Origin of the sequence: Enterococcus cecorum DSM 20682 = ATCC 43198, from assembly GCF_000407565.1 — a bacterium.
GTDB lineage: Bacteria > Bacillota > Bacilli > Lactobacillales > Enterococcaceae > Enterococcus_E > Enterococcus_E cecorum.
Genome location: NZ_ASWI01000004.1, coordinates 225,192 through 249,203, shown reverse-complemented (window position 1 = coordinate 249,203; position 24,012 = coordinate 225,192). Strand labels below are relative to the sequence as shown.

At 36.9% G+C, this 24,012-nt stretch carries 22 protein-coding genes and 2 pseudogenes; 6 read left to right on the top strand and 18 right to left on the bottom strand.

Annotation, left to right across the window (positions count from 1 at the left end; genetic code table 11):
- The first annotated feature begins 52 nt into the window (after positions 1 to 52).
- Positions 53 to 946: a MurR/RpiR family transcriptional regulator gene (locus I567_RS07135; protein WP_018345385.1), complete on the top strand. Its 894-nt coding sequence runs from the start codon at positions 53 to 55 to the stop codon at positions 944 to 946.
- Between the two features lie 181 nt (positions 947 to 1,127).
- Here the strand turns inward: I567_RS07135 and mgtE are convergent, their stop codons facing one another.
- The 4 genes from mgtE to I567_RS07115 are packed head-to-tail and all read right to left on the bottom strand — an operon-like array spanning position 1,128 to position 5,024.
- On the bottom strand, positions 1,128 to 2,534 hold the full coding sequence (gene mgtE / locus I567_RS07130) for a magnesium transporter (RefSeq protein ID WP_216364217.1): 1,407 nt from the start codon (positions 2,532 to 2,534) through the stop codon (positions 1,128 to 1,130).
- Positions 2,535 to 2,579: 45 nt separating this feature from the next.
- On the bottom strand, positions 2,580 to 3,476 hold the full coding sequence (locus I567_RS07125) for an RluA family pseudouridine synthase (protein WP_016251557.1): 897 nt from the start codon (positions 3,474 to 3,476) through the stop codon (positions 2,580 to 2,582).
- On the bottom strand, positions 3,476 to 4,282 hold the full coding sequence (locus I567_RS07120; RefSeq protein WP_016251556.1) for an NAD kinase: 807 nt from the start codon (positions 4,280 to 4,282) through the stop codon (positions 3,476 to 3,478). The genes I567_RS07125 and I567_RS07120 overlap by 1 nt, the downstream gene beginning before the upstream one ends.
- 10 nt (positions 4,283 to 4,292) lie before the next feature.
- The gene (locus tag I567_RS07115) at positions 4,293 to 5,024 is read right to left on the bottom strand and encodes a GTP pyrophosphokinase (RefSeq protein WP_016251555.1); all 732 of its coding nucleotides are present in this window, start codon (positions 5,022 to 5,024) and stop codon (positions 4,293 to 4,295) included.
- A gap of 162 nt (positions 5,025 to 5,186) precedes the next feature.
- Between I567_RS07115 and I567_RS07110 the strand changes: the two genes are divergently transcribed.
- Together I567_RS07110 and I567_RS07105 are read left to right on the top strand one after the other, a co-directional pair.
- Entirely contained in the window at positions 5,187 to 5,759 is a 573-nt protein-coding gene (locus tag I567_RS07110; RefSeq protein ID WP_016251554.1) for a CYTH domain-containing protein, read from the top strand.
- 80 nt (positions 5,760 to 5,839) lie between these two features.
- Positions 5,840 to 6,433 carry a DsbA family protein gene (locus tag I567_RS07105; RefSeq protein ID WP_016251553.1) on the top strand — a complete coding sequence of 198 codons (594 nt, stop codon included), beginning with the start codon at positions 5,840 to 5,842 and terminating at the stop codon, positions 6,431 to 6,433.
- Positions 6,434 to 6,514: 81 nt separating this feature from the next.
- Here I567_RS07105 and I567_RS07100 read toward each other — a convergent pair whose 3' ends face one another.
- The 4 genes from I567_RS07100 to I567_RS07085 form a co-directional block, all read right to left on the bottom strand.
- Positions 6,515 to 7,309, bottom strand: a complete 795-nt coding sequence (locus I567_RS07100; protein ID WP_016251552.1) for an adaptor protein MecA — start codon at positions 7,307 to 7,309, stop codon at positions 6,515 to 6,517.
- A 209-nt stretch (positions 7,310 to 7,518) separates the two neighbouring features.
- Positions 7,519 to 7,917, bottom strand: coding sequence for a transcriptional regulator SpxA (gene spxA / locus I567_RS07095; protein ID WP_016251551.1), 399 nt, complete (start codon positions 7,915 to 7,917; stop codon positions 7,519 to 7,521).
- 368 nt (positions 7,918 to 8,285) lie between these two features.
- On the bottom strand, positions 8,286 to 11,495 hold the full coding sequence (locus I567_RS07090; protein ID WP_016251550.1) for an AAA family ATPase: 3,210 nt from the start codon (positions 11,493 to 11,495) through the stop codon (positions 8,286 to 8,288).
- On the bottom strand, positions 11,496 to 12,662 hold the full coding sequence (locus tag I567_RS07085; protein WP_018345387.1) for an exonuclease SbcCD subunit D: 1,167 nt from the start codon (positions 12,660 to 12,662) through the stop codon (positions 11,496 to 11,498).
- 240 nt (positions 12,663 to 12,902) lie between these two features.
- On the opposite strand from I567_RS07085, the gene I567_RS07080 reads away from it, so the two are divergent.
- Positions 12,903 to 13,625, top strand: coding sequence for a LytR/AlgR family response regulator transcription factor (locus tag I567_RS07080; RefSeq protein WP_016251548.1), 723 nt, complete (start codon positions 12,903 to 12,905; stop codon positions 13,623 to 13,625).
- Between the two features lie 361 nt (positions 13,626 to 13,986).
- On the opposite strand, the gene I567_RS07075 is transcribed toward I567_RS07080, so the two are convergent.
- A complete protein-coding gene (locus tag I567_RS07075) occupies positions 13,987 to 14,619 on the bottom strand; it encodes a lysophospholipid acyltransferase family protein (protein WP_016251547.1) in 633 nt (210 codons plus the stop codon).
- Between the two features lie 211 nt (positions 14,620 to 14,830).
- Here I567_RS07075 and I567_RS07070 point away from each other — a divergent pair, with 211 nt between their 5' ends.
- Both I567_RS07070 and I567_RS07065 read left to right on the top strand, forming a co-directional pair.
- On the top strand, positions 14,831 to 15,580 hold the full coding sequence (locus tag I567_RS07070) for a tRNA1(Val) (adenine(37)-N6)-methyltransferase (RefSeq protein WP_016251546.1): 750 nt from the start codon (positions 14,831 to 14,833) through the stop codon (positions 15,578 to 15,580).
- The gene (locus I567_RS07065) at positions 15,570 to 15,857 is read left to right on the top strand and encodes a GIY-YIG nuclease family protein (RefSeq protein ID WP_016251545.1); all 288 of its coding nucleotides are present in this window, start codon (positions 15,570 to 15,572) and stop codon (positions 15,855 to 15,857) included. Before I567_RS07070 ends, I567_RS07065 begins: the two co-directional genes overlap by 11 nt.
- A gap of 53 nt (positions 15,858 to 15,910) precedes the next feature.
- Here the strand turns inward: I567_RS07065 and I567_RS07060 are convergent, their stop codons facing one another.
- The 9 genes and pseudogenes from I567_RS07060 to I567_RS07025 all read right to left on the bottom strand — a co-directional run bounded on the left by I567_RS07060 (position 15,911) and on the right by I567_RS07025 (position 23,743).
- Complete coding sequence (locus I567_RS07060; RefSeq protein WP_016251544.1) at positions 15,911 to 17,119, bottom strand: chloride channel protein; 1,209 nt, start codon at positions 17,117 to 17,119, stop codon at positions 15,911 to 15,913.
- A 339-nt stretch (positions 17,120 to 17,458) separates the two neighbouring features.
- Complete coding sequence (efp, locus tag I567_RS07055; RefSeq protein ID WP_016251543.1) at positions 17,459 to 18,022, bottom strand: elongation factor P; 564 nt, start codon at positions 18,020 to 18,022, stop codon at positions 17,459 to 17,461.
- Between the two features lie 132 nt (positions 18,023 to 18,154).
- Positions 18,155 to 19,171: a lipoate--protein ligase gene (locus I567_RS07050; RefSeq protein ID WP_016251542.1), complete on the bottom strand. Its 1,017-nt coding sequence runs from the start codon at positions 19,169 to 19,171 to the stop codon at positions 18,155 to 18,157.
- Positions 19,172 to 19,446: 275 nt separating this feature from the next.
- Positions 19,447 to 20,301 (bottom strand): annotated as a pseudogene (locus tag I567_RS07045) (ABC transporter substrate-binding protein); the annotation flags it as partial.
- A 153-nt stretch (positions 20,302 to 20,454) separates the two neighbouring features.
- A pseudogene (gene tnpB, locus I567_RS07040) lies at positions 20,455 to 21,597 on the bottom strand (IS200/IS605 family element RNA-guided endonuclease TnpB).
- Positions 21,598 to 21,613: 16 nt separating this feature from the next.
- The gene (gene tnpA / locus I567_RS07035; RefSeq protein WP_002287522.1) at positions 21,614 to 22,018 is read right to left on the bottom strand and encodes an IS200/IS605-like element ISEfa4 family transposase; all 405 of its coding nucleotides are present in this window, start codon (positions 22,016 to 22,018) and stop codon (positions 21,614 to 21,616) included.
- Positions 22,019 to 22,138: 120 nt separating this feature from the next.
- Positions 22,139 to 22,555, bottom strand: coding sequence for a recombinase family protein (locus tag I567_RS07030; protein ID WP_016251539.1), 417 nt, complete (start codon positions 22,553 to 22,555; stop codon positions 22,139 to 22,141).
- A 34-nt stretch (positions 22,556 to 22,589) separates the two neighbouring features.
- Complete coding sequence (locus tag I567_RS12780) at positions 22,590 to 22,751, bottom strand: hypothetical protein (protein WP_002326548.1); 162 nt, start codon at positions 22,749 to 22,751, stop codon at positions 22,590 to 22,592.
- 569 nt (positions 22,752 to 23,320) lie between these two features.
- On the bottom strand, positions 23,321 to 23,743 hold the full coding sequence (locus I567_RS07025; protein WP_002326549.1) for an RNA polymerase sigma factor: 423 nt from the start codon (positions 23,741 to 23,743) through the stop codon (positions 23,321 to 23,323).
- Positions 23,744 to 24,012: the final 269 nt, after the last annotated feature.

Sequence of the window (24,012 nt, the reverse complement as noted above, 5' to 3'; positions counted from 1 at the left end):
TTTGCCATATGCTATAATGAATTGACAATAATTTGAATAGGGAGAAATAATGATGTTCTTGCTCGATAAATTACAAGCAACTACCAACTTAACCGCCAATGAAGAGCGAATTGCGACTTTTATCTTGAGTCATATCGATGAAATTCCGCAAATGACCATTGAAGACTTGGCAAAAAAAACGTATACTTCCCATTCTGCCATCGTACGTCTAGCCAAAAAACTAGATTATGAAGGCTTTAAGGAATTCAAGGCAGAACTGGTCGAGATTGTTTATCGTAATCTGCATAAAATCGACAATGTCAATCCAAATTTTCCTTTTGATCCAAGTGATAATTCTGAAACCATCGCAAAGAAAATGGCTACTTTGTATACCGAGACAATCCAACGTTCAGTCGTACAGCTTGACTATCCTTTACTCGAACAAGTCGCAAAACTGCTGCTAAAAGCCAAACGTATTTTTATATTTGCTCAAGGGGATACGCAGATTCGTTGCCGCGGTTTTCAAAATAAATTGATGAAGATAAATAAATTTCCAATCATTGGTGAAGAATATGCTGATGAAGATTGGGTAGCTGCGAATGTCACTGAAGAAGATTGTGTGATGATTTTATCTTATAGCGGACGCGTGAAGCAATACGAGCGTTTTTTACAGCTTTTTCATGATAAAAAGATTCCTAGTGTGTTATTTACCGGTAATGCCCATGGTGAGTTAAATGTATTAGCTGATTACGTGCAAGTCGTTACACAAACAGAATGTGATTTTTGGAAAATTGGGACGTTCTCTTCGCAAGTAGCCTTCCAATATATTTTAGATACACTCTTCTCAATTATGTATAGCCAGAATTATCAAAAAAATGTAGTTAATTTGAAGAATAAATATCACTTATTGAAAAAAGGTTTGCTTGCCGGCGAAAACCCAGCCGAAAATGATCAGTTAAATGACTAAAAAACTCCTCCCCGTACGCTAAATGCTGTATAGGGTGGAGTTTTTTATTTACTTGTTCTGGTTTTAAGCACATCTTATAACAATACCTCCATATACCTTCGAACGATATTATCGACTCGGAATAAAAAAGAAAGCACCTTTGCGTGAGGTACTTTCTTGGGCTGTTCGATTATTTTGTTGCTTATTTCATGAAATATTGCATGAAAAGGCTGGCGATATTGAAATAAATTAACACACTGGTCAAGTCAGATAATGTTGAGATAAATGGACCACTTGCTACCGCGGGATCGAAACCGAGTTTATCCATTAACATTGGAATAAAAGTACCAGCTAGGTTAGCAACGGTAATGGCACACATCATCGCTATGCCAATGACAAAACCTAAAATCGGATTATGTTTCCAAACGGCGACTAAGGCAAAAATCACAATCCCAGTAATCAAACCGATAATTAGTCCGGTAATTAATTCGCTAATAACTGTCCATAAAAAACGACGGTCTTTATCTTCGGGCATGGCAATACGACGAACTGCAACGGCTAGTGCTTGGGTCCCTGCATTCCCAGCAGTACCAGTAATCAATGAAATAAATACGGCTAAGATACTGGCTTCACTGACTAATTCTTCGTAGCGATTAATCATAGTGGCCGTAATCATCCCTAAAAATAACAAAGCAATCAACCAAGGCAAACGACGACTGGCTGCTTTAAGGGGATTTTCGTCCACTTCTTCAACGTTAACGGCCGCCAAACCAGAGTAATCGGCAGTCGCTTCATCATCGATAACGTCAATGATATCGTCGACGGTAACAATTCCGACTAAATGATCTTCATAATCAACAACCGGCAAAGCTAAGAAGTCATAATCACGGAAAGTTTGCGCAACATCTTCTTGGTCATCACCAACATGCACACTTCGCACCCGTTCACTCATCACATCTGCAATCAACGCGTCATCATCATTAACAATCAAATCGCGTAAGGAAATAACCCCCACTAAATGGTCTTCAGCATCCACAACATAAATATAGTAAATCGTTTCGGCTACGTTGGCTTCTGATTTTAAGACATACATCGCTGAACGCACGGTTTGATTTGCGACAATCGAAACATATTCGGTTGTCATAATAGATCCGGCGGTTTCATCTTCATAATGTAATAATTCACGGATTTCACTCGCTACTTCTTTTTCCATTAAAGATAAATACATCGCCATTTGCTTTTTATCTAATGTATTTAAGATATCCACGGCATTATCGCTATACATCTCAGATAGCATGTTGGCCGCATAACTTGGACGCATCTCCGCAAGATAATCACTCATATTGTCATTATCTTCTTCCAAGACGTCAAACATATCCGCCATTTCTTTAGGAGACAGTAAAGAGTACAGCATCATTCGTTCCTCGGTTGTCAGCGATTGGTAGAATTGTCCTTGTTCATAGTAGTGCATCTCAAGAAAATCATTTCTAAATTCCTGAATCTCATTGGCAAGTAATTCTTCTTTCAAACGTTCGAAACGATTTTGTAATTCTTGTTCTAATGTTTCTTCCACTGTTCTCACCTCATTTTTCTTATATCTAGGCAACATCTTTCGTGGACAGCTAAATATTTAACTGCTCACGAAAAATTTGCATTATTTAATTGTTTGCGCTAAATCTGCCATATCTTGGGGTAGCGCTTGGGTAAAGTGTAAAGCTTCTTGCGTAAAAGGATGGGTAAATTGTAATTCGTAACAATGCAAGGCTTGACGGTTCATCGTTTCATCGACTAGACCACCATATAATTCATCGCCACGTAATGGACACCCAATTGCTGCAAAATGCACCCGAATCTGGTGGGTACGGCCGGTATGAAGCTGAATATCAACCAATGCCAGCTCTTGGTTTTGTTTTTCTAACCAGTATTCGGTCTTGGCTTGCTTACCCGAGTCATCAATTTTCCGTTTTAATAGCGAATCATAGTCTCTAGCAATTGGTAAATCAATTAATGCGTGGTTTTGTAATTGCGCGATTTCACCGGTAACTAAAGCTTGGTATCTCTTTACAAATTGCTTATTGCGTAACTGAACATCAAGTTTCGCATGGGCAAATCCGTGTTTGGCAAAGACCATCAACCCAGACGTATCGCGATCTAATCTCGTGACAACATGGATGACTTGATTGGCATAATTTTGGCGTTTGTAATAAGCTTTCACGCGGTTAGCCATCGTACCATTGGGATGATATTGTGCCGGAATACTTGCGACATTGGCAGGTTTATTGACGACCAAAAGATGCGCATCTTCATAAACAATATCAATCGGCGTCTCATCGAGCAGCACGGTTTCATGCTCGCCTTCATCAGGAATTGTAATTTGCACGACATCTTGTGCTTTGAGCTGATATAAGACGTTTTCGATTCGGCCATTAACCGCAATTTGTCCCCCTTGAAACTTAATTTTTGCTAATAAACCTTTGGAAATTCCTTGTTCTTTGAGAAAATATTTAAGTTGTTGGCCTGCTGTTTTTTCATAAATATATTGAAATTGCATTAAACCTCTCCGATAAAGGAATCACGCACACGTCGCCAAAAATGCGTATGGCGATACGAGGCGAAGTGAATCCGTTCTTTGGCTATTTTGTAAACAATACATTTGACTTGGGTCCGCTCTAAAGCCAGCTGATCAATGGTAATCGTATAATGGGTTTCATCATTGATTGCTGCCAAGTCTAATTCCACCCATTCAGTCGGCGATAAAACAATCGGCGAGCCTAATGTACGAAAGACACGATTATTCAAAGATGCAATCTCGGTTAGTTGCATCGCATTGATTCGCGGATGTAACACGGCACCACCAATACTTTTATTATAAGCGGTTGAACCAGTTGGCGTGGCGACTGATAAGCCATCCCCACGAAACTTTTCAAATAATTCATCTTTAATATAGACATCCGCCTCTAAGGTTTGAGTACTACGGCGGATAGTTGATTCATTGAGTGCGAGAAAGTGTTGACTCGGCTTGCCATTGCGATAATGAATCGTCACATCTAACAAAGGATAGCTAATGGCCTTCTCCTCTTGCGTACAAAGTGAATCCACAAGCTCATCTAACTCATAATCACGCCAATCTGTATAAAAGCCCAAATGACCGGTATGCACCCCTAAAAAGCGCACTTGATCGAGTTTATGATTATATAAGTGGAAAGCCGATAATAACGTCCCATCGCCACCTACTGAAATGACTAATTCAGGATCATCTTGGTCGAGCTGGTAATGCGCCTTTTGTAATAATTCACGTAATTTTGCTGCTACTTCTAAAGATAATGCTTTTTTATTATGAATAATCGCTACCCGCATAGTCACCCTCCTATTCTTCTTTTTCTACTGATTCTTCTGCTGTGGTTATAAAATCTTGCTCTAACTCTTGATCGAGACTACCAAAGTCAGCATGGTCTAGCTTTGTCGTTGTTTCTACTGGTCCTCGCATGCCTTGAGAAAAGAGTCGTTGTGCTTCTTGGATTTCTTCTCGGATACTTGACATTTCCTCATCCAACAAATAGGCTGCCTCGGCTGCTCTTTGTAGACGCTGGCCGATTTCTTCAGGGAACACGCCTTGATATTTATAGTTCAGTGAATGTTCAATGGTCGCCCAAAAGTTCATCGCTAAGGTACGGATTTGAATTTCCGCTAAAATTGTTTTTTCGCCATCCACCATTTGTAGCGGATATTCAATGACCAAATGATAGGAACGATAACCACTTGCTTTTTTATTTGTTATATAGTCACGCTCGATAATCACTTTCATATCTCTGCGTGCCCGTAATAATTCGACAACAGTATGGATATCTTCTACAAACTGACACATAATGCGCAGTCCAGCAATATCTGACATCTCTTCTTCTAAACGATCTAAAGGAATACCACGTAATTGCGACTTAGCTAAAATACTTTCGACTGGTTTTACTCGCCCAGTCACAAATTCTATCGGTACATGTTGCTTTTGATCTCTAAATTGTTTACGAATGCCACGTAATTTTACTTTTAATTCACTCACCGCTTGTTCATACGATGCTAAAAAATCATTCCAATTACGGTCCATCTGCACACCTACCTTTAAAAAGTCCACTCTTTTGATTATAACATACAAAAAGAATCAACCATAGTGTAAAAAAACGCAACCAAAAGAAAAATTTCACTATTTGTGTGTACTAGACGAATGACTTGCTTCTTTGTATAATTCATTTGAAGAAAGGTGGATATGATGACAGAACAAATCGAGATTGAATATAAAACATTATTAACGCATGCACAATTTGCGGTAATCAAAGCAAAATACGCGCCTGAAAAAAATGCCTTTGTGCAGGAAAATTATTATTTTGACACCCCTGATTTTCGCTTAAAGCAACTACAGTGTGGGTTACGTATCCGGACATTTGAAGAAGGTGGGGAATGTACATTGAAAACGCCCCTGAAAGATGGCTTACTCGAGACAACTGACCTCTTATCTTTGGAACAAGCGCAAACTTTACTTCAAGCCAAAACCATCTTACCTCATGGCAGTGTGGCGCAAAAATTAGTGCAACTAGGTATCCAACCAGACCAAGTTCGCTTATTAGCCGACTTAAAGACTGCCCGTATTCAAATCGACTTACCAATTGGCGAATTAGCTTTAGATGAGAGTTGGTACGGCAAAAATCATGATTATGAGCTCGAACTAGAAGTCAGTGAGGCAAGTAAGGGAAAACAAGATTTTCTTGACTTATTGGCAGAATTTGGCATTCGCTATCAGCCAGCTAAGAATAAAATCGTGCGGGCTTTTGAGGCTATTGTGTAAAGACATGCAAGCTTTTTATTTTTATTTTCAGAAAAGTTTTGTTAGAGTGAAGGTAGCTAGTAGTATTGGAGGAATATATTTTGAACGAGGTTTATCTCTTTATTAACCCTCTGGAATCTTCTTTGGCGCAATTAATGCCCTATTTTACTTATTTTCGCCAAATATATCACGAAAATGCTCGTTTACAAGTGGTTCCATTGGTTAATTTACAGATAGTGCGTGATTATTTACGCGTTCATCAATTACCTTTACATCTTGAACAGCAAAATACCACTTTCCAAGAGGCTTATCAGTTAGCTTTAGATTTTAAAGCGGCACAACTTCAAGGAAACAAATATGCACGTCAATTTTTATGTCAAATGCAAAGATGTATGGAAGATGGCTATTCTTTTGCGTTGGCTGATCAAGTTTTTCGGGAATTGTCAGCGGATTTTGAGATGTTTGCTGAAGATCGTCAGTCGGACTTATGTAAGCAGCTTTTCTTACAAGATCAACAACTAGCCTGTGAGATGAAAGTAAAAACGGTTGATACACTGACTTGCTTTAATTATCAATACGATCAAAAATATGGCTATCTGATTGAAGGCTTGGATAATATCAAACGTCTACCAGAATTTATCCAACCTGAAACAAGTGGCAAAATTACTTATTTAGATTGGCGCGCCTATAAATAAATAAAAAAGATGCACAAAACAAAAAGCTGTGCATCTTTTTTTATTCACGTTTCATGACTTTAAAGCACCTAAAGCATCTACTTAAGTGTTAAAAATTCGTTTGATTTGCGTAATGGCGTGGTCATCCATTATCACATGACCATGTTCTTCTAAAACGTCCTGTGTCAATGGCGTTAATACTCCAAATTCTCTGAAAACCGCATTTTTAGTATCGATAAATTCGCGGTCTGAGTATTCATCAGTATAATGAATGGCTAAAGCATACAAACCACCAAATTGATAAATACTTGAATTATATCCCACTGCATTCACCTTGCTTGACACTTCGATAATATCTTCAAAGTCTTCAAACATAAAGACATATTGCAACTTCTTCGCTTTTTTATTTGGCGCAGATGTTGGTAAGTGTTTTGGTGTTGCTTGGTTATCTTCTGTAGATGGCTGATTCATCTTGCCGCCTGTGACTTGATTCATCCAATCTAAAAAGCGTGGCATTCCTTCTAATTGCTCATTTGAATGCGCAGTCTTTTCATCCACTTCAAAAATTTCATCGTCATCCACGTCTTCAACGTCAAAATCATTCGCTTGTTGTAAATCGAATTCTTGCAAAAATGGTAGTTCGGAAAATTTTTCCATTGTCATATTTTTGGAGATGTACAAATCCAAACCGTCCCCTTTAGGAACCACTTGGAATGTGACAGCCTCACTACCTCTGAATTGATTATCGACGTCAACTTCTTCAAGTATGGAATAAAAGAAATTCTCAATCTCTTTATGTCCACCCAGAAGATCGACAAAAGTAAAGCCACGTTCGGCTAAATCTTCGCTACGAATGTAAACGCGAACCGTATCATCATTAATATGTTCTACTTCCATGTCGTTTACACCTCTCTTCATCTAACTATATTTTAACGTATGTACACAAAAAGTAAAGAAAAATATCTTCACATCGCCCGTCAACCCAAGGGAAACAAACCTTGAGTTAACAGTAAAAAAATCGAATATCCAGACTGATTGCTAAAACTGTCAAATCTGAATATCCGTTTCTTTGTATCATTGTTGTTGACTGTATCGTCTAAAATGGTTTATAAACCTGCCATCAATTGAGCTTGTCTTAACTCTAATTGACGGATATCGCGTGGCAAGAAGCGTCTGATTTCATCTTCATTAAATCCAACTTGCAATCTCTTTTCGTCAATCATGATTGGTCTTCTTAATAGACCAGGGTTTTCCTGAACTAATTTTAGTAAATCTTTTAAGGACAATTCATCCAAATTTACATTCAGCTTTTGAAAAACCTTTGAACGAGTTGAGATAATTTCTTCAGTGCCTTCTTCAGTCATCTGCAAAATAGCTTTCAACTCATCGATGGTCAACGGTTCAGAGAAAATATTTCGTTCAACAAAGGGAATATTATATTCTTGAAGCCATGCACGAGCTTTACGACATGAGGTACAACTCGGTGATGTATAAAGTGTTAACATCATTACCTCCCCCTTCTTCATTGCAAATAAAAACATCTACTGAAACTATTACATGTTCATTATACTCAATAATGAAGTCAATTACTAGAGCCTATTTTACGATATGTCAGTAAAAATGTTAGCAAACTTGCTTTCTTTGCCTATTCTCATAGGATTTCAGTGATATTCTTAAAGGTGCATTAAAAATTTTATCACGAGCTGTAAATCATTAAAAAAATATTGTAAGCGTTTCATAATATTATTTTATTCTTCTTGTTTTAATTACAAATTGTAAGCATATCACAAAATACATTTAAAAATTGGCACCATTTATTTCATTATTTCTAAAACAAATGATGCCAATGACGCTTCGGATGATTTATCTTTCTTTATGAAATTTGAGACTCACTTTGAATATGAATTTCACTGCGACCGTCCCCTAGTTTTTTTACTTGAATTTGGCGCGGAATTTGCTCTTTTAGTTCACGCACATGACTGATAATGCCAATCATTTGCCCCTGACCTTCTAACTGCGCCAAAGTTTGAATGGCTAATTGTAGGGTCTGTTCATCCAAAGTCCCGAAGCCTTCATCAATAAAGAGTGCTTCTATTTGAACACCGCCACTTTGCTGCTGGATAACATCGGCTAAGGATAGCGATAGAGCCAGTGATACAATAAAGCTTTCGCCACCAGATAAGGTTTGTACACGACGAATTTCACCCGTATAATCATCAAAAATCACGAGCTCTAAGCCAGTATTACTTGCAGTTCGTCCTTTTTCATCACTGATTTCTAATGTATATCTTCCTTGCGTCAACTCTTGTAACCTTTGATTAGCAAGCAATAGCACCTCTTGGAAATATACTTGCAAGCAATAATTTTCTAAGGTTAAATTCAACTCATTGGTTCCGTTCATCCCTTTAGCTAGTCGTGCATAGGCCTGCACTTCTGTCAATAACTGTTGATTTTGGGCCAATAAGGTGTCATAGCGTTTGCAAAGTTGCTGATTTTGTTCATAAATAAGCTGATCTTGGGCATACTTAGTCGATAATTCCTCAATATTTTGCTTTATGATCGATAATTGTTCTTCTAGCGGCTTGGCATCCACGCTTGGTTTTTTCATAATTTCTGCTAGTTCTTGTAAACGCGTGGTTAAATAATGCTTTTCCTCTTGATATTGTTGCCAGGTTTGTTCCATGGTAGCTAGCTGCGCTGTTTGATGCCAATATTCTGTCAAGTCGATTGCTTTGCCATGTTCAAAATCAGGATAAAATCGACTACCAAAACGCTGATCGATTTGTTGATAAATAGCGGCAACAACTTGCTGTGCTTGGTTGACAATTGCTTTTTGTTCAGATAAAGCACTTAGTAGGGACTGTTCTTGTGTTTCCAATCGAATCTTGGTATCTTGCAGATTTTTTTCTTGTTTTTGCGCTTTCTCAATTTGTTCAGATAATTGTTTGATTTCTTGCTCCACTCGTAAACTTTTATCTTGTAACGCTGGATATGTTTGTTCACCTAATCTTTCTTTCACGGTATTCAATTGACTTTCAGCTTGAAGTAATTGTTTTTGTAAAGCTTGGTTTTCTTCCTGTGCATGAGTCAAGCTGTCTTGAAGTTGTTTTTGTGCTATTTTTTCTTGAGTGATTTGTGTCTGGATTTGTTCAGAACTTGCAATAAACTCATTAAGCGTTTGACGGAATTGCTCACGAAACTGCTCGATTGAAGCTACCGTTAAGGAAGAAGCTTTTAACTCATCAACAGCAGACCAAGAAAGGTTTGCTTGCAGGTAAGTGAAGAATTCTGCTATTAACTGTGCTTGCAATTGGTTCTGTTCATCGATTTGTTGCATACATTCTGCTAATTGACCTGCGATTTCTAAGCTTTGTGTAGTTAAGGATCCTTGTTGTTTTTGACAGGTTTGTAGTTGTGTTTCTAATTGTTGCAAGGCTTGTTCATTTTCTATTAATGCTTGTTGGTCGGCTGTTGTCTCATGAGAAACACCTGGATGATCTAATGAACCACAAACTGGACAAGGCTCACCTGGTTTAAGCAAACGACGTAATCTTTCACTTAATAAGTCCACATTTATTTTTCTTTGCGCTTCAATTTGTACTAAAAGCTGTTGAAGTTTTTGAATTTCTATCTCGATTTGCTTTTGAATTTTAGGCTGTTTCTGTTGTAGCGCTTGTTGTTGCTTTAAGATTTTTTGTTTTTGTGACTCCGCATTTAACCAGTCTCGTAAATTTTCCACTTTATGAGATACTTGAGAAAACTGTTGAATTTGCTGATGAATCTGATTTAAATCAATTTCAGATTGAACAAGTATTTGATCTTTTTTAGCCAAAGCTTGTTCTGATGCTTGCAATTTGTTAAAAGCTTTTGTCGTTTTTGCTTTGAGTATGCCAAAAGCTTGCAACTTTTCTTCGTAATCTTTGGCAATTGGCAGTAATTCATCTAATTGGTATTTTTGTTGTTGCGCCAGTTGTAGCTTATGTTGCCAACTTGCTCTTAAATCTTGTTCTTGATCAAAGCGTTGCATCGCCGCTTCATTTTCTTTTTGTTGAGCTTTCGTAGTCGCTAAATTTGATGAATAGTCTTGAAATTTTTGTTGCTCTTTTTCATATTGCTCTAACTCATGCTTTTGTTGAACAAACCATTTGAGATGCTCGATTGTTTGTGATAAGTTCCTCATCTCAGGTTCATTTTCTAGTAACTGTGCTTTTCTAGCTACTAATTTTTTACCTTCTGCTTGTTGTTTGGCTAATTCCTGAACTTGTTGCAATTGTTCTTGTAACTTTGCTTGAAATTGATATTGCTCTTGAAGGGTATTTTTTTGATTCCCTAACTGCTGATTTTGTATTTTTAAATCAGCAGCAAAAAGTTCTGGCCAATTTTCCAAACTTGTTGTTGCTTGATTTTCTATTTGGGAATCAGCTTGTATAAACTGGAATTGCTCTGTTAGCTGATGTAGTTGGTCTATTTGACGATTGACAGCCTTTTCCTTTTGCTTATAATTTTCTTTCATCCAGTCAGCTAATTGACGATAAAATTGGGTATTAAAAATCGTACGCAAAATATCACTCTTACTACTGCTATTTGACAATAAAAACTCTTGAAATTTGCCTTGAGGAAGTAACATAATCTGTGAAAATTGTTCACTCGTTAAATGTAATAAAGAATCGACAAATTGGTTAACATCCTTAATAGAAGTAATATTGCGTACTAATTGTTGTTCTTCATCAAATACTTCTAAATGGACATTGTGTTCTATTTTTTTCTTTTCTCCATTCTTTTTTGGAATAAACATCCTTGGTTGACGCGTAATTTTATAGGTGTAATTTTGATGAGAAAAGGTAAATTGGACCTCCGTTTTTGCTGTTTCATCAGCAAAATGACTACGCATCTCAAGTGGTGTACGCTTATCAGACGTAACTTTTCCATAAAGGGCAAAGGTCATCGCATCTAAAATGGTGGTCTTGCCTGCGCCAGTATCGCCAGTAATCAAAAAAAGGCCATCTGCTTGCAAATCAGAAAAATCTACACATTCATCTACATACGGACCAAAATTTTTCATTTGGATTTTTTGAGGTAACATTTATGATTCATCCTTTCCGCTTACTTGATTCATCGCATCTTTTATCCAATTTTGTTGTTGTTCGGTCAACGGCTCCTCATATAATCGCACAAAAAAATCTTGAATCAATGCTTCAGGTTGATTAATTTTGGATAGAGGAATCCGTTTAGTTGCTGATGCTAGACGCTGTCTTTCTTTACGTGTCACATTGAGTAAGTATGGATATAAAGGGCGTAATTGATTCATCAGCTGCATGATGACTTCTTCATTGGATAGTGAAACGGACAAATAATCATTGGCATATTCTTTTAATTTTCCTCGCTGATATAACAAATCTTCAAAGCTTGCTTCTAAATGATAGACTTCTCGTAAAGGCTGTAGCGGAACAAAACGTGCCGCTTGCTCAAAATCATCAGCTAATAAATCCGTATTGATAATTCGTACGCCTTTTGGATCACGATATTCACCAACAGAATATTTCAATGGTGAACCACTATAGCGCACTTTTCCCTTTAAATTAGCTGTAGCAGAATGTAAATGACCAAATGCTGCATAGTCAAATACATCGAATAAATCACTGGCCACGCTTTGTAAACCACCGATTTCTAATGGTGTTTCTGACTCTTGGCGTAAACTCCCTGCCACAAATAAATGTCCGATAAAAATATGCTTTTTACTTGGATCAAAAGTCTTCTGCATTTCTTGAATAATAATTTGCAATACTTGTGACAATGAATTTGGCGCTTCTTCAACCAATCCCTCATTTTCAACAAAAAAACGTGCCTCGATTAATTCCACATAAGGAAGCAAATAAAACTGACAGTCTCCTAATGTAATTGGCGTCAAACTCTCTTTAATTGTGGTATTTAAATGAAAATGATTAGCTGCGAACCATTCTTTTCCTGTAGCTAGTCGTGTTGCGGAATCATGGTTACCACTTATCATCAATAACGGAAATTGTTCATCGATATTCCATTTTCGAAAAGTTTGATTTCCTAATTGAATCGCTTCGTTACTGGCAATTGCGCGGTCATAAATATCTCCAGTAATCATAATCGCATCAACCTTCTCTTCTTTGGCCAATTGTAGAATCTGCTCTAAGATATACGATTGATCAGGTAACATATCAAATCCATGCAACTTTTTTCCTAAATGCCAATCCGCTGTATGTAGTAATTTCACATCCATCACCTACTCTTTTTTCTTCGTTTTTAATTATAGCACTCTGTATTTTATGCGTCTATATGTTCTTGTTTGGCTTTGTTTGAAAAATTTTCTCAAAATGACGACTAAAAATCCATGGCAAGTTGCGAAAAGATTTCCACTTATTTTCTTCATTTTATGTTATATTGTTTGATAGTTAATTAAAAATAAATGAAAATCGTCAAATAATTTTGCTTGCAATTTTTATAAAGAAAGGAATTACCCATGGCTATCTATCTCATCGAAACACAGCAAAACAGTGATTCTATCTTGAAAAATCTATTAATTCAATTATTACGTCATCAAAAAGAAACGTTAATACAATATAGTCAAACTGATTTTTTATTAGCAAATCTTCCTCAATCAGAAGACGTAAATCTTTATTTTATTTCAATAAATATGGATGAAAAAGCCAAAAAACATTTACAATTCATTGAGCATATTCATCACTTAGATAATAAAGGCCAACTTGTTCTCATTACCAACAGCGACGCCAATAAAGAGACTTTGAAAGCAAAATGGCCCTCTATTATCGTTCTGAATAAAAATGAATATTTCATGCGGTTTGCTTCTAATGTTGAAATGCAGGTGAATTACTATTTTCAACGAAAGCACCAAACAGGACAAAATAGCCTCATTATCAAAGACCGGTGTCGACTCATGAAAATTCCGTTAAAAAATTTACGCTATATTGAATCTAAAAGTATGCATAAAATACGTTTTGTCGGCCCCAACTTGCAATATGAATTCTACTTGCCTTTAAATCAGGTTGAGGTGCTACATGAGGGCTTGTTACGGATTCATCGCTCTTTTATCGTCAATAAACATGCCGTAAAAGATGTTAGTCGTGGCAAGCGTATCGTTCAATTAAAAGATAATACTTTACTACCTCTTTCACGAACTTATTTTTCTAAAGTCATTGATGATTTAGAAAAAGTCTGTCAATAATTTTTGTTAATTAAGCAATTTTATTTGTCGTTTAGGAAATTCGCTTTCATTTTGTGATTTTTTAAATATAATAATACTTGTATTTTGTTTGTGGGATTTACGAAAAAGTCTTTAAAAAATTTATTCTCTTCATTTCTTTTATGTCAAACTCATCTCCCCCATTCTCAGTGAGTAGTACATTCCCTATTCATATTGACTTTTTCCTTGGTTAGTAGCAATTACCTGTTTGATGGAAGGATAGTACCAAAAAACATGTATGATTCGTAACTGTGTTCACACAAAATACACAAAGGTTGGTTATTTAATCAGTCTTTTTTTAGCCTAAAAAAGCCAAGGGTGAGATTCACCCTTGACTTTCCACTTATTTTTTCTTCTTTTCTGGAATGACGTATTTAAATTCTGGATTCGCTTCATAATCTAATTGGTTAAAAGCCCTCATTAAACGTTCATCAACCATCGCAATTCCTGCTTTATCCGATTTTTTAACATCAGAAATATCAATTGGATCACCAAAACGAATAATGACCTTTTTACGCAAAAATAATCCACCCAATGTTAATGGACCTTGATACACACAAGGCACGATACGTACTTTGGCCATTCTCGCTATGACTGTCATACCACCTTTTAGTTCTGAAGAATAGCGACTACCAGAAGGAAACATGATTAAACTCAAATCCGTATTTTTCAACAATTTCACCGGCGTCTTAATGGCACTTGGTCCGGGCTTTTGACGGTTGACTGGAAAAGCATTGGAATGGACCAAAATGAAACGAATAATTGGATTTTTAAATAGCTCTTCTTTGGCCATAAATGCAAATTTCTTCGGTCTAGCCGCTACAGCAAGGTATAACGGATCCCACCAAGTACGATGAGGCGCAACCAAGATATAATTTTCATCTTGTGGTAATTTTTCTTTATTTTGAATTTCTAAATTGCCGTTAATGACAAAGAACAATACACGACAAAAGCCTCGCATAAAACTAAAGAACATTTTTTGCTCTCCTTTTCTCTTCTTTTGTCTTTTAGTATAGCTTGTTTATTAAGTTCTTGACAAGTATTTTTTCCTTTTTCATTCCATTAATTCATAGTATAATAGCTTGTGAAAAAGATAGAACATCTCAAATAACTAGATAGGATAAAGTAACAGATATTATTGCCTATTTTTAGTATGTAAACATTTTTAAAATAACCGAGGAGTAAAAATGTCAGAAAAAATAAATTTATTACCTAACGAACGGATTGATCAATTATTTGCTGAAGATATCCAAATTATCCAAAGTCGCGAAGTTTTTTCGTTTTCATTAGATGCCGTCTTATTAGCTAATTTTCCGAATATTCCTAAACGGGGTAAGATTGTAGATTTGTGTGCAGGAAATGGTGCAGTTGGCCTTTTTGTCAGCCGTCATACCCAAGCTGAAATTATCCAAATTGAATTACAAGAGCGTCTGGCGGATATGGCTCAACGCAGTATTCACCTGAATGGCTTGTCTGATCAGATGACTGTTATTCAAGATGATTTGAAAAATGCCCCAAAATATCTTGGTCATGATGCGATAGATTTAATTTTATGCAATCCGCCTTATTTTAAAGATTTACCCACTAATCATAAAAATCCTAATGAACATCTTGCCATCGCGCGCCACGAAATTTACACCAATTTAGAGACCGTCATTCAAACCAGTGCACATCTGCTTAAAATGAACGGCCGATTATGTCTTGTTCATCGCCCTGATCGATTTTTAGAAGTGATTGAAACCATGCAACAAGCTAAGATAATGCCAAAAAGGATTCAATTCATTTATCCAAAAGAAGGCAAAGAGGCGAATATTTTATTGGTTGAAGGCATTTATCAAGGGAAAAAAGATGGGCTTAAAGTGCTGCCACCAATCTATACCTATGATACAAACGGCGAATATACTCCTACGATAAAGAAGATGCTCTATGGAATGTAAAGTACATTATTTTTACGTTTTATTATGCAAAGATGGCACGTTTTATGGTGGCTATACGACGGATTTGGCTCGCCGTTTAAATGAGCATAATCAAGGCATCGGCGCAAAATATACCAAATTATCTAAACGTCGCCCACTTCAGATGATTCATGCAGAATGTTTTGCTACAAGAAGCGAGGCCCAGAAAGCGGAGTATGCCTTTAAGCAATTGACGCGTAGACAAAAAGAAACCTATCTTCGTATACATCCTAGTGTAACATTACCTAATGGAAAGTAAAAAACTCCCACAATAAGCACCATTTTGTCGTACTTATTGTGGGAATTAATTTATTAAAATTCTTTTTCGATTTTTTGTAGGCTGTAGATACTGCGGTTTCCGTTACAAAGATAACCGATTGCACAAACGATAAAGAAGTATGGTATCGCATCAAAGCCAAATACTTCGGCACCAATAAAGATTGGCGCTAAGAAGGTATTGGTCGCACTACCAAAGACGCTCGCAAAACCAAGTGCCGCTACAAAATCCACTGGCAAGGCAAAAATCCCGGCTAAAGCAGCCCCTAATGTAGAGCCAATCGCAAACATCGGTAGTACTTCCCCACCTTGGAAACCACAAGCTAGTGTCAGTGCGGTTAAAATCATTTTTAAGAACCAGTCATAAGGATAAATGGTCCCGCCGTGAAAACTGTCCACAATCAAATTCGTCCCTAAACTTGCATAGCGTCCATCGTGAAAAACAAATAATAAAACACTAACAATAATACCAACGATACCGATTCGCCATACTGGATTAGGAAAATGATTGGTTAAAGTTAGCCGAGTTAAGCGCATCGTTCTTGAAAATAAATAACCGACTAAGCCAAAAATAATACCTAAAATAACTAAGCGTACAATTAAGAACCAAGGCAGGCGATCATCTAATACTAAGTGATAGCTAAATTTGCTTAGTCCTAAAAATTCTGAAGTAAAACTAGCGGTAAAAGAAGCAACCATCGTAGGAAGTAATACATCATAGGTTAAATGCCCTACTACTAAGACTTCCATCGCAAAAAATATCGCAGCAATAGGTGTCTGGAATAAGCCGGCAAACCCTGAAGCCATCCCGATGACGATAAAACGTTTATAATTCATGCCTTGAAATTGACGACCAAATGCATGAGCCACCGTTGCCCCAATCTGTACCGCTACCCCTTCACGACCGGCTGAACCACCAAATAAATGGGTCAACCACGTCCCGCAGATGGCAAAGGGCACTAAGCGTTTAGGCACCTTGCTGACTTCTCCATACCCAGCTTTGAAAATTAACCCAATACCTAAGTGACTGTCTTTTCCGTATTTCAATTGGATATGAACAAATAGCATACCTGCAAATCCCAAAAAAGGTAATAATAGATGTTTATGTTGATGGAAAAAGATGCTGATGTAGTCTAATACACGTCCAAATCCTGCATCCAATGCCCCAACAGATAACCCAATCAATACGCTTAAAATTAATACTAAGCCGACGTGTTTCATCTTTTCTAAAGAATACCCACGCACTCAAAACACCTCATTTTATTCAATTCTTTTTAATCTATTTTTTCACAAATGATTAGAAAACGCGCTTTCAACTATTACAGTTTTACAAACTAACCACACATGCTCATCACCATTCCAGACAAACTTATCCTTCTCGGTATCAATCAACTAAATACTCGGAAAATTCACCCTCCTGCTTAAGAAAATCTCCTTTCATCCGATTTTCTTAGCAGTAGGTAACACATGAATTTTCTCGTATTTGCCCAAGTTGATTGATATCCTTTTGCTCGTAGCAGATCGAGTCGATTTACAACCTAACATAAAAGGGATGCGATTTTCTCACATCCCATTTTCTCAGTATTACTTAGTTGCGCGTTTTACGTAAGTACCTTCAGCAGTGTTGATTTCTAAGTATTCGCCTGCTTCGATAAAGTCTGGTACGTTTACAACTAATCCAGTTTCCATAGTAGCTGGTTTACCTGAACCAGTTACAGTTGCGCCCTTGATTGATGGTTGTGTTTCTTCAACTTTTAGGACTACAGTTGTTGGTAATTGAATACCTACGACTTCAGAACCAAAGAATTGAATTTTAACTTCCATGTTTTCAAGGATATATTTCATTTCAGTTTCTACAGTTTCAGTTGGAATTTCGTATTGTTCATAAGTTTCTAAATCCATGAAATACGCTGTGTCATCCATTGTGTAAAGATATTGAACAGTTTTTGTATCAATGTGTGCACGTTCGAATTTTTCTTCAGGACGGAAAGTAGTATCATAAGTTGCACCACTACGAACGTCACGTAATTTCATACGCATCACTGTATTTCCTTTACCTGGTTTGTGATGGCTTGCTTCTAAAACTTTGATTAATTTGCCATCTTGTACAAAAGTCATACCAGCTCTTAAATCACTTGCTGAAATCATTTAAATGTCTCCTTTAATCTTTAAAATAGTTCATTCCCATTGTAGCAAAAACTTTATGATTTAGCTAGTACGATGAAATAAATTTAGGTAATTTCCATGATTTTGCCATATTTTGGCCCTAAAAAACGAATATTAACTAAAAAGTAAGGCTAAGAAATCCTCATTCGTTAAGTTATGGATATATTCACTTACCTTTATTTGTTTTAATGCTTTTTCAATCGCCTCAAAACGATATTCCTTACCAACCAAAAAGCCACTTAGCTGTTCGACTGGTTGTTGCCCAAAGAAATCACCAAAAATCTTAGCTGCAGAAATTTTGCCATGAACGACATTTAATTTCACATCGACAATCCCAACACTAGCAATGCGCGTACGTTTATTATACTCAAAGGCCGGCGCTTCTCCAAAAATCCATGCATCATTGGCATATTTTTCATCAAATAATTTTTGAATGGCTTCCCGATCAGCTTGCGTTAAGGCTAGTTCTTTGTCTTTAATCTCTGTTAGACTTTTTACGCCATACAATTCGCACAATAATTGATCACGGAAATCTTCGGTACGTTCGAATTGATATTCTGGTTTGAGATATCCTCTCACATTTGTGACATTCTTCTTCACGGATGGGGTTGCTTTTGAGGCAATTTTTTCCTTAGAGACGGTCAAAATGCGGTCTAATACGCTTAAATCCACATCGTACATTAACGTTCCATGCGAATAAGTACGATTATTTTTGCTATACATCGCATTTCCCGAAAATTTCAAACCATTAATGTACAAATCATTCCGTCCACCGCTTTGTGCTTGCGTTGCGCCCATTTTGTGAAGCGCTGCTAAAATCGGTTCGGTCACATTCTGATAATCCCCAAATTGAACCTCATCGCGTTTTTTCACAAAGCTAAAACTCATATTGCCTAAATCATCAAATACTGCGCCACCACCAGAAATACGGCGAGTAAGCGTAATGTGATTTTCACGTAAATAATTTAAATCGAGTTCCTCATAGGCATTTTGATTGCGGCCAATAATGACACAAGGTGATTGAATATAGACTAAAAATAGTGGTTCACTGACATCGGCATGATTCATTAAATATTCTTCTGTTGCTAAATTCATGCGGATATCATTGCTTTCCATAATATGATAACGCACTTAAATCCCTTCTTTCTGACAACTGTTACCTTATCACGAATAGGTAAAAATAGCGAAAAACTTGCTTAAAAAATGCTCCTTTCCTTCTTTATTAAAAGGAAAAGAGCATTGTTATATCAATATTTAGCTGCTTTACAACCTTATATTGACGGTGTTCGGCAGCTAGACATTGTGAAATTCGCCCTCCCGCTTAAGAAAATCTCCTTTCATCCGATTTTCTCAGCGGTAGGTAAACACTGCAATTTCTTCGAGGCTTTCCGAGCTGCTTCACGACCTTATTTTACATATGCGAGTCGGTAGGATACGGTGCGGCCGAATGGGAAGACTTGTAATCCATGTAGGCGTTCTGATTTAAGATAGGCCACGCTTCCTTGGTAGAATGGTAAAACGGCTGTGTCTTTTTCGACTAATTGTTTTTCCATTTCAATCAATTTATTCCAACGTTTGGCTGGATCTTTAGCTAAAGTCGTGCGGGCTTCTTCTAATCCTGTATCATATGCTTTATTCGCATAACCTGATGAATTTAGCCCACCCGTAGAATCATAGAACTCTAAGAAATTGATTGGATCGGCATAGTCTGGGGTCCAAGTACCATACACTAAATCAAATTCACTCTTGTCTTGTAAGTCTAAACGGTTTTGCAATGGTACGTTTTTAATGTCAATTTTCAAACCAGGTAAGTTTTGTTGTAACTGACCTTGTAAGAATTCCACTGTCTTTTTAGAAGTAGCTGTATCAGAAGCGAGTAATTCCAACTCGATTTCATCTTTACCTAATTCTTTTTTCGCTAATTCCCAGTTCTTTTGAGCGGCTTTTAAATCATAAGGCATTAAGTCACCAGCTTCTTTACGATAGTCTTCACCAGTTTCTGGATTTTTCGCAAAGTTAGTTGGAACAAAGCCGTTTAACGGTTGAGACCCATCAGATAAGACATTCTTTGTATAGCTCTTCTTATTAATGGCTTGTAAAATGGCTTGGCGTACATGTAAATTCCCGGTTACAGGACGTTTATGGTTTACACTGATATAACCAACCATCGCTTTAGGAACAAAGTGGGCCAATTTGTTATCCTGATTGTTTTGTGCATAAACATCGCTCAAAGTCGTATAGTCTAATTGCCCATCGGTGAACTACTCACCACTTAGCTAAACCTAACGGTTCTTAACGCTTGAAGTGGGAGCTTCTTGGGAATAGAGCATACTTGATAGCTTATTTCTTCACTAACAGCGGTTTCTCTTATTTACCAAGCTATCCCCGTAGTTCCTACGGTTTTTTGATTGTGCCTAAGCTGAAGTTTGTATTCTTAGACCTTCGATCAGTATATTGATACTAGCGTTGATATCACGGTCATGATGAGTATGACAAACAGGACAAGTCCATTCTCGAATATCGAGCGATTTCTTGCCATCTTTATGTCCGCACTCTGAACAAATCTGACTAGACGGAAATCATTTATCTACTTTGATGATTTTTCGTCCATACCAGTCAGCCTTGTATTGTAATTTAGTCACAAACTTTGACCAAGAAACATCAGAAATACTTTTAGCTAATTTATGATTTCGCAACATACCTTTTACGTTTAAGTCTTCAATACAGATAATATCGTGATTTTTGATAATTTCTGTACTTAACTTATTCAGAAAATCAGTACGTTGATTCATTACTTTTTCATGTAATCTAGCTACTTTGCGTTTTTGTTTTTGGTAATTTTTAGCTTCAAATAGATTGATACCTTTTTGTTTGGCTAATAATGCTCGTCTTGACAACTTACGTTGTTCACGTTTTAATTTCTTTTCCATTTTGGACGTGAATTTATTATTATCAATTTTTTGTCCATCTGAAAGAATCGCAAAGTCTGTAATACCTAAGTCAATACCAATGGCAGAATTGGTTTTAGGTAACTCGCTAATTTCTTCTTTACATAACAAAGAAATATAGTATTTACCGCTAGAATGCCGTGAGATTGTAGCAGATTTAATCATCCCTTTTGGTTGTCTATGAAGCTTAATTCTTATTAATGATTTCAATTTAGGAACTTTTATGAATTTACTATCAATCAAAGCAATTGTACCATTTTGATTATTCGTTGTATAACTCTGAACAGGATTTTTCTTACTTTTGAAACGTGGAAATCCAACGGATTTATCCCGAAAAAAATTCTTGTATGCTTTATCTAAATTAAGTTGGGCATTGGCTAAAGCAAGGCTATCAATTTCTTTCAAAAACGGAAATTCTTTCTTGTATTTAGCTGGTGTCGGAAAAGTCATTTTTTTAGAAGAATCATTTTTAACTTCTTCATACGCCTTTTTTCGGTCATCAAGCATTAGATTGTAGACCTTACGGACACAACCAAAAGATTTGGCAAAGAAGATTTCTTGTTCCTCTGTTGGATAGATTCTGAATTTGTATGCTTTTAGTTGTTCCATAAAGTTCACCTACTTTCTATTTATGATTGTTTCCTTGATTTTGGATATACTTCTTAATCACATCAATTGGTGCGCCACCAGTTGTCAGAAGACAAAAGCTTTTAGACCAGAACATTTCTTTCCAAAGAAATTGTTTGACTCTTGGAAAGTCACGTTTTATCAATCTTGAGCTGGCACTTTTATAGGCATTGATGAATTTTGTCAATTCTGTTTTAGGTTGAGCTTTGAACATAATATGAACGTGGTCTTTATCATGATTCCACTCCACTAAAGTAATGTGATACGATTCTGAAATTCTTTCAAAAGTAGTTTTGGCATAATCAGATATTTCATCATCAATCACTTGTCTACGATATTTCGTTACTAAAACAAGGTGGTAATAAAGAAGAAATACTGAATGATTATTTGTATCTAATTCCATGTTATATCAACTCATTTCTTGTATAGACTGATTGTAACATGGGACAAAATAAAAAGGCAATACGCCTTAGTTGTCGGTCTTCGAGTTACCAACGGTAACCCTCATACCGAACGGCATTCATCACCCACCTATAGAGGATGGGCGACTTCTGCCTAATTCTGTTAAAAGTTTCCCGCTTGTCTGTGATGAGTCAATCCCTTCTTCAATGCAAATCAAATTTACACCAAAGGATTGAACGTGTTCTAAAGAGTTTAAAATGTCGGCTGCATTTCTGCCAAAGCGAGATAGCTTATAAACTAAGATATACTCAATTTCCAGCCCGTTTTCAATATCGAATAACATTTGCTTAAATGCAGGTCTGCCATCTATAGATTTTCCGGATTTTCCAGCATCCTCATAAATATTTACAATCTCCATTTCTTCTCTATCTGCAAATCGTTTTAAGCTATTTTTCTGACCATCTAAACTAAAACCGTCAACTTGCATTTCTGTACTTACACGAGGATAAAGTACACATTTTTTCCCACTCCTATTCATAGTCATACCTCCAATAAATTATTGGAAAACATCTTTACTTAGCACTATTTATCTCATTTAAAACCTCTGCACCATGTTTTTCAATAATTTGCGAAAGCACATTGATGAAATCTTGATATGCTTTTGTTTTTGTACGAACTTCATCAGGTGTAGTGGTTGTAGCAGTATTTTCAGATATGCTGTTGATATTTTCCATTCGCAATCACCTCCAAGTGTATCGCTTATATAGATTATAAGCAGTTATTTCATTTATGAAAAGTTTGTCACCATAGTTAAAAATGCAAAACCAACCGCACTGTAAATTTATAGTGCGATTGGTTTTTGATTACATCATATTGTCGTATTTGCCACGCACCCCGACAAAGGGGATATTTTGAGTTGCTGTTGGCACAGCTATCATAGCCCCATGATACCGTAGCTCGTCCTTTCAAAAGCCACGCATACCGTAGGAACTCCCTCCGTTTTAATCGTATTGAGGGCTAAACGTATCGAAGTATCATTATCCCTTATGTGGGTCATTGCGGACGAGTGTGCCACACTCGGTCTAACAGTCCATTTATCGCTCGGGCGGTAGTATAATCACCTCCCCATACCGCTGTTATGGCGATGTCTGTTAAGTCGCTTTGCCTTTCGGCTCACATAAGTAATGTACTCAAAATATCGTATATTCAGTTGTCAAGGAACAATTATGCTGTTTGGTATATAAGAGAAAAAAACTTCCTCTTATATACCTTTAGAAAAAGAGGGGTAAACGACGTGGGTAGATTAGAAATTATTTTTCAAATACTTTTCTAAACTACATAGTCCTCTGCGGATTGCATCTTTTACGCTACTTGCTGATGTACCCTCTGCCTTGGCAATAGCTGCTTTGCTCATTCCTAAAAAGTAGTGAGCATAAATACGTTTTGCCTGCTTATCCGGCAGGGTGGCAATGGCAGCATGGAGCTGTTCGGTTGTGAGCTTACGCTCGTAAATCTCATCGGGTGAGAGGGAAACAAACAAGGCAGTATGTTCAATACCGTCACCACGGTCAAGAGAGTAGTAGGCTTTATGGTAGCGTATGCGGCTTTGGTAGGCTTGCTCTGCCTTGCGATATTCTTCAAAGATGTTAAATACCTCATCGGGAATGTCAATATATGTGTCCACAGTTATGTGGGAATAGTAATCTTTCAAGTTTATTTTTTTCATGGTTGTACCATCCTTTCAAATTTTGGTTTAGTGCGAATTTGAAAGGACGGTGGGGGTGAACGACACCGGGGGTCTATATACGCAAAAATGCCAGACTGAAATTCATAAAATCTCAATCGGGCATAGGTGTATTTGTTTCGTATTATGTAGTTTTTATTTTCGTGTTCTTGCCCGTAATCGTCCCACAATGTGGTAAGGATTTTTTTGATAAATTACCAAGTGTTAGGGCAAAAGAAAACACGGCGATACCTCCTTGGATACCGCCGTGT

Coding starts and splice junctions, on each gene's coding strand:
- I567_RS07135 (WP_018345385.1), top strand. CDS start 53: ATGTTCTTGCTCGATAAATTACAAGCAACTACCAACTTAACCGCCAAT.
- mgtE (WP_216364217.1), bottom strand. CDS start 2,534: ATGTTGCCTAGATATAAGAAAAATGAGGTGAGAACAGTGGAAGAAACA.
- I567_RS07125 (WP_016251557.1), bottom strand. CDS start 3,476: ATGCAATTTCAATATATTTATGAAAAAACAGCAGGCCAACAACTTAAA.
- I567_RS07120 (WP_016251556.1), bottom strand. CDS start 4,282: ATGCGGGTAGCGATTATTCATAATAAAAAAGCATTATCTTTAGAAGTA.
- I567_RS07115 (WP_016251555.1), bottom strand. CDS start 5,024: ATGGACCGTAATTGGAATGATTTTTTAGCATCGTATGAACAAGCGGTG.
- I567_RS07110 (WP_016251554.1), top strand. CDS start 5,187: ATGACAGAACAAATCGAGATTGAATATAAAACATTATTAACGCATGCA.
- I567_RS07100 (WP_016251552.1), bottom strand. CDS start 7,309: ATGGAAGTAGAACATATTAATGATGATACGGTTCGCGTTTACATTCGT.
- spxA (WP_016251551.1), bottom strand. CDS start 7,917: ATGTTAACACTTTATACATCACCGAGTTGTACCTCATGTCGTAAAGCT.
- I567_RS07090 (WP_016251550.1), bottom strand. CDS start 11,495: ATGTTACCTCAAAAAATCCAAATGAAAAATTTTGGTCCGTATGTAGAT.
- I567_RS07085 (WP_018345387.1), bottom strand. CDS start 12,662: ATGGATGTGAAATTACTACATACAGCGGATTGGCATTTAGGAAAAAAG.
- I567_RS07080 (WP_016251548.1), top strand. CDS start 12,903: ATGGCTATCTATCTCATCGAAACACAGCAAAACAGTGATTCTATCTTG.
- I567_RS07075 (WP_016251547.1), bottom strand. CDS start 14,619: ATGTTCTTTAGTTTTATGCGAGGCTTTTGTCGTGTATTGTTCTTTGTC.
- I567_RS07070 (WP_016251546.1), top strand. CDS start 14,831: ATGTCAGAAAAAATAAATTTATTACCTAACGAACGGATTGATCAATTA.
- I567_RS07065 (WP_016251545.1), top strand. CDS start 15,570: ATGGAATGTAAAGTACATTATTTTTACGTTTTATTATGCAAAGATGGC.
- efp (WP_016251543.1), bottom strand. CDS start 18,022: ATGATTTCAGCAAGTGATTTAAGAGCTGGTATGACTTTTGTACAAGAT.
- tnpA (WP_002287522.1), bottom strand. CDS start 22,018: ATGGAATTAGATACAAATAATCATTCAGTATTTCTTCTTTATTACCAC.
- I567_RS07030 (WP_016251539.1), bottom strand. CDS start 22,555: ATGAATAGGAGTGGGAAAAAATGTGTACTTTATCCTCGTGTAAGTACA.
- I567_RS12780 (WP_002326548.1), bottom strand. CDS start 22,751: ATGGAAAATATCAACAGCATATCTGAAAATACTGCTACAACCACTACA.
- I567_RS07025 (WP_002326549.1), bottom strand. CDS start 23,743: ATGAAAAAAATAAACTTGAAAGATTACTATTCCCACATAACTGTGGAC.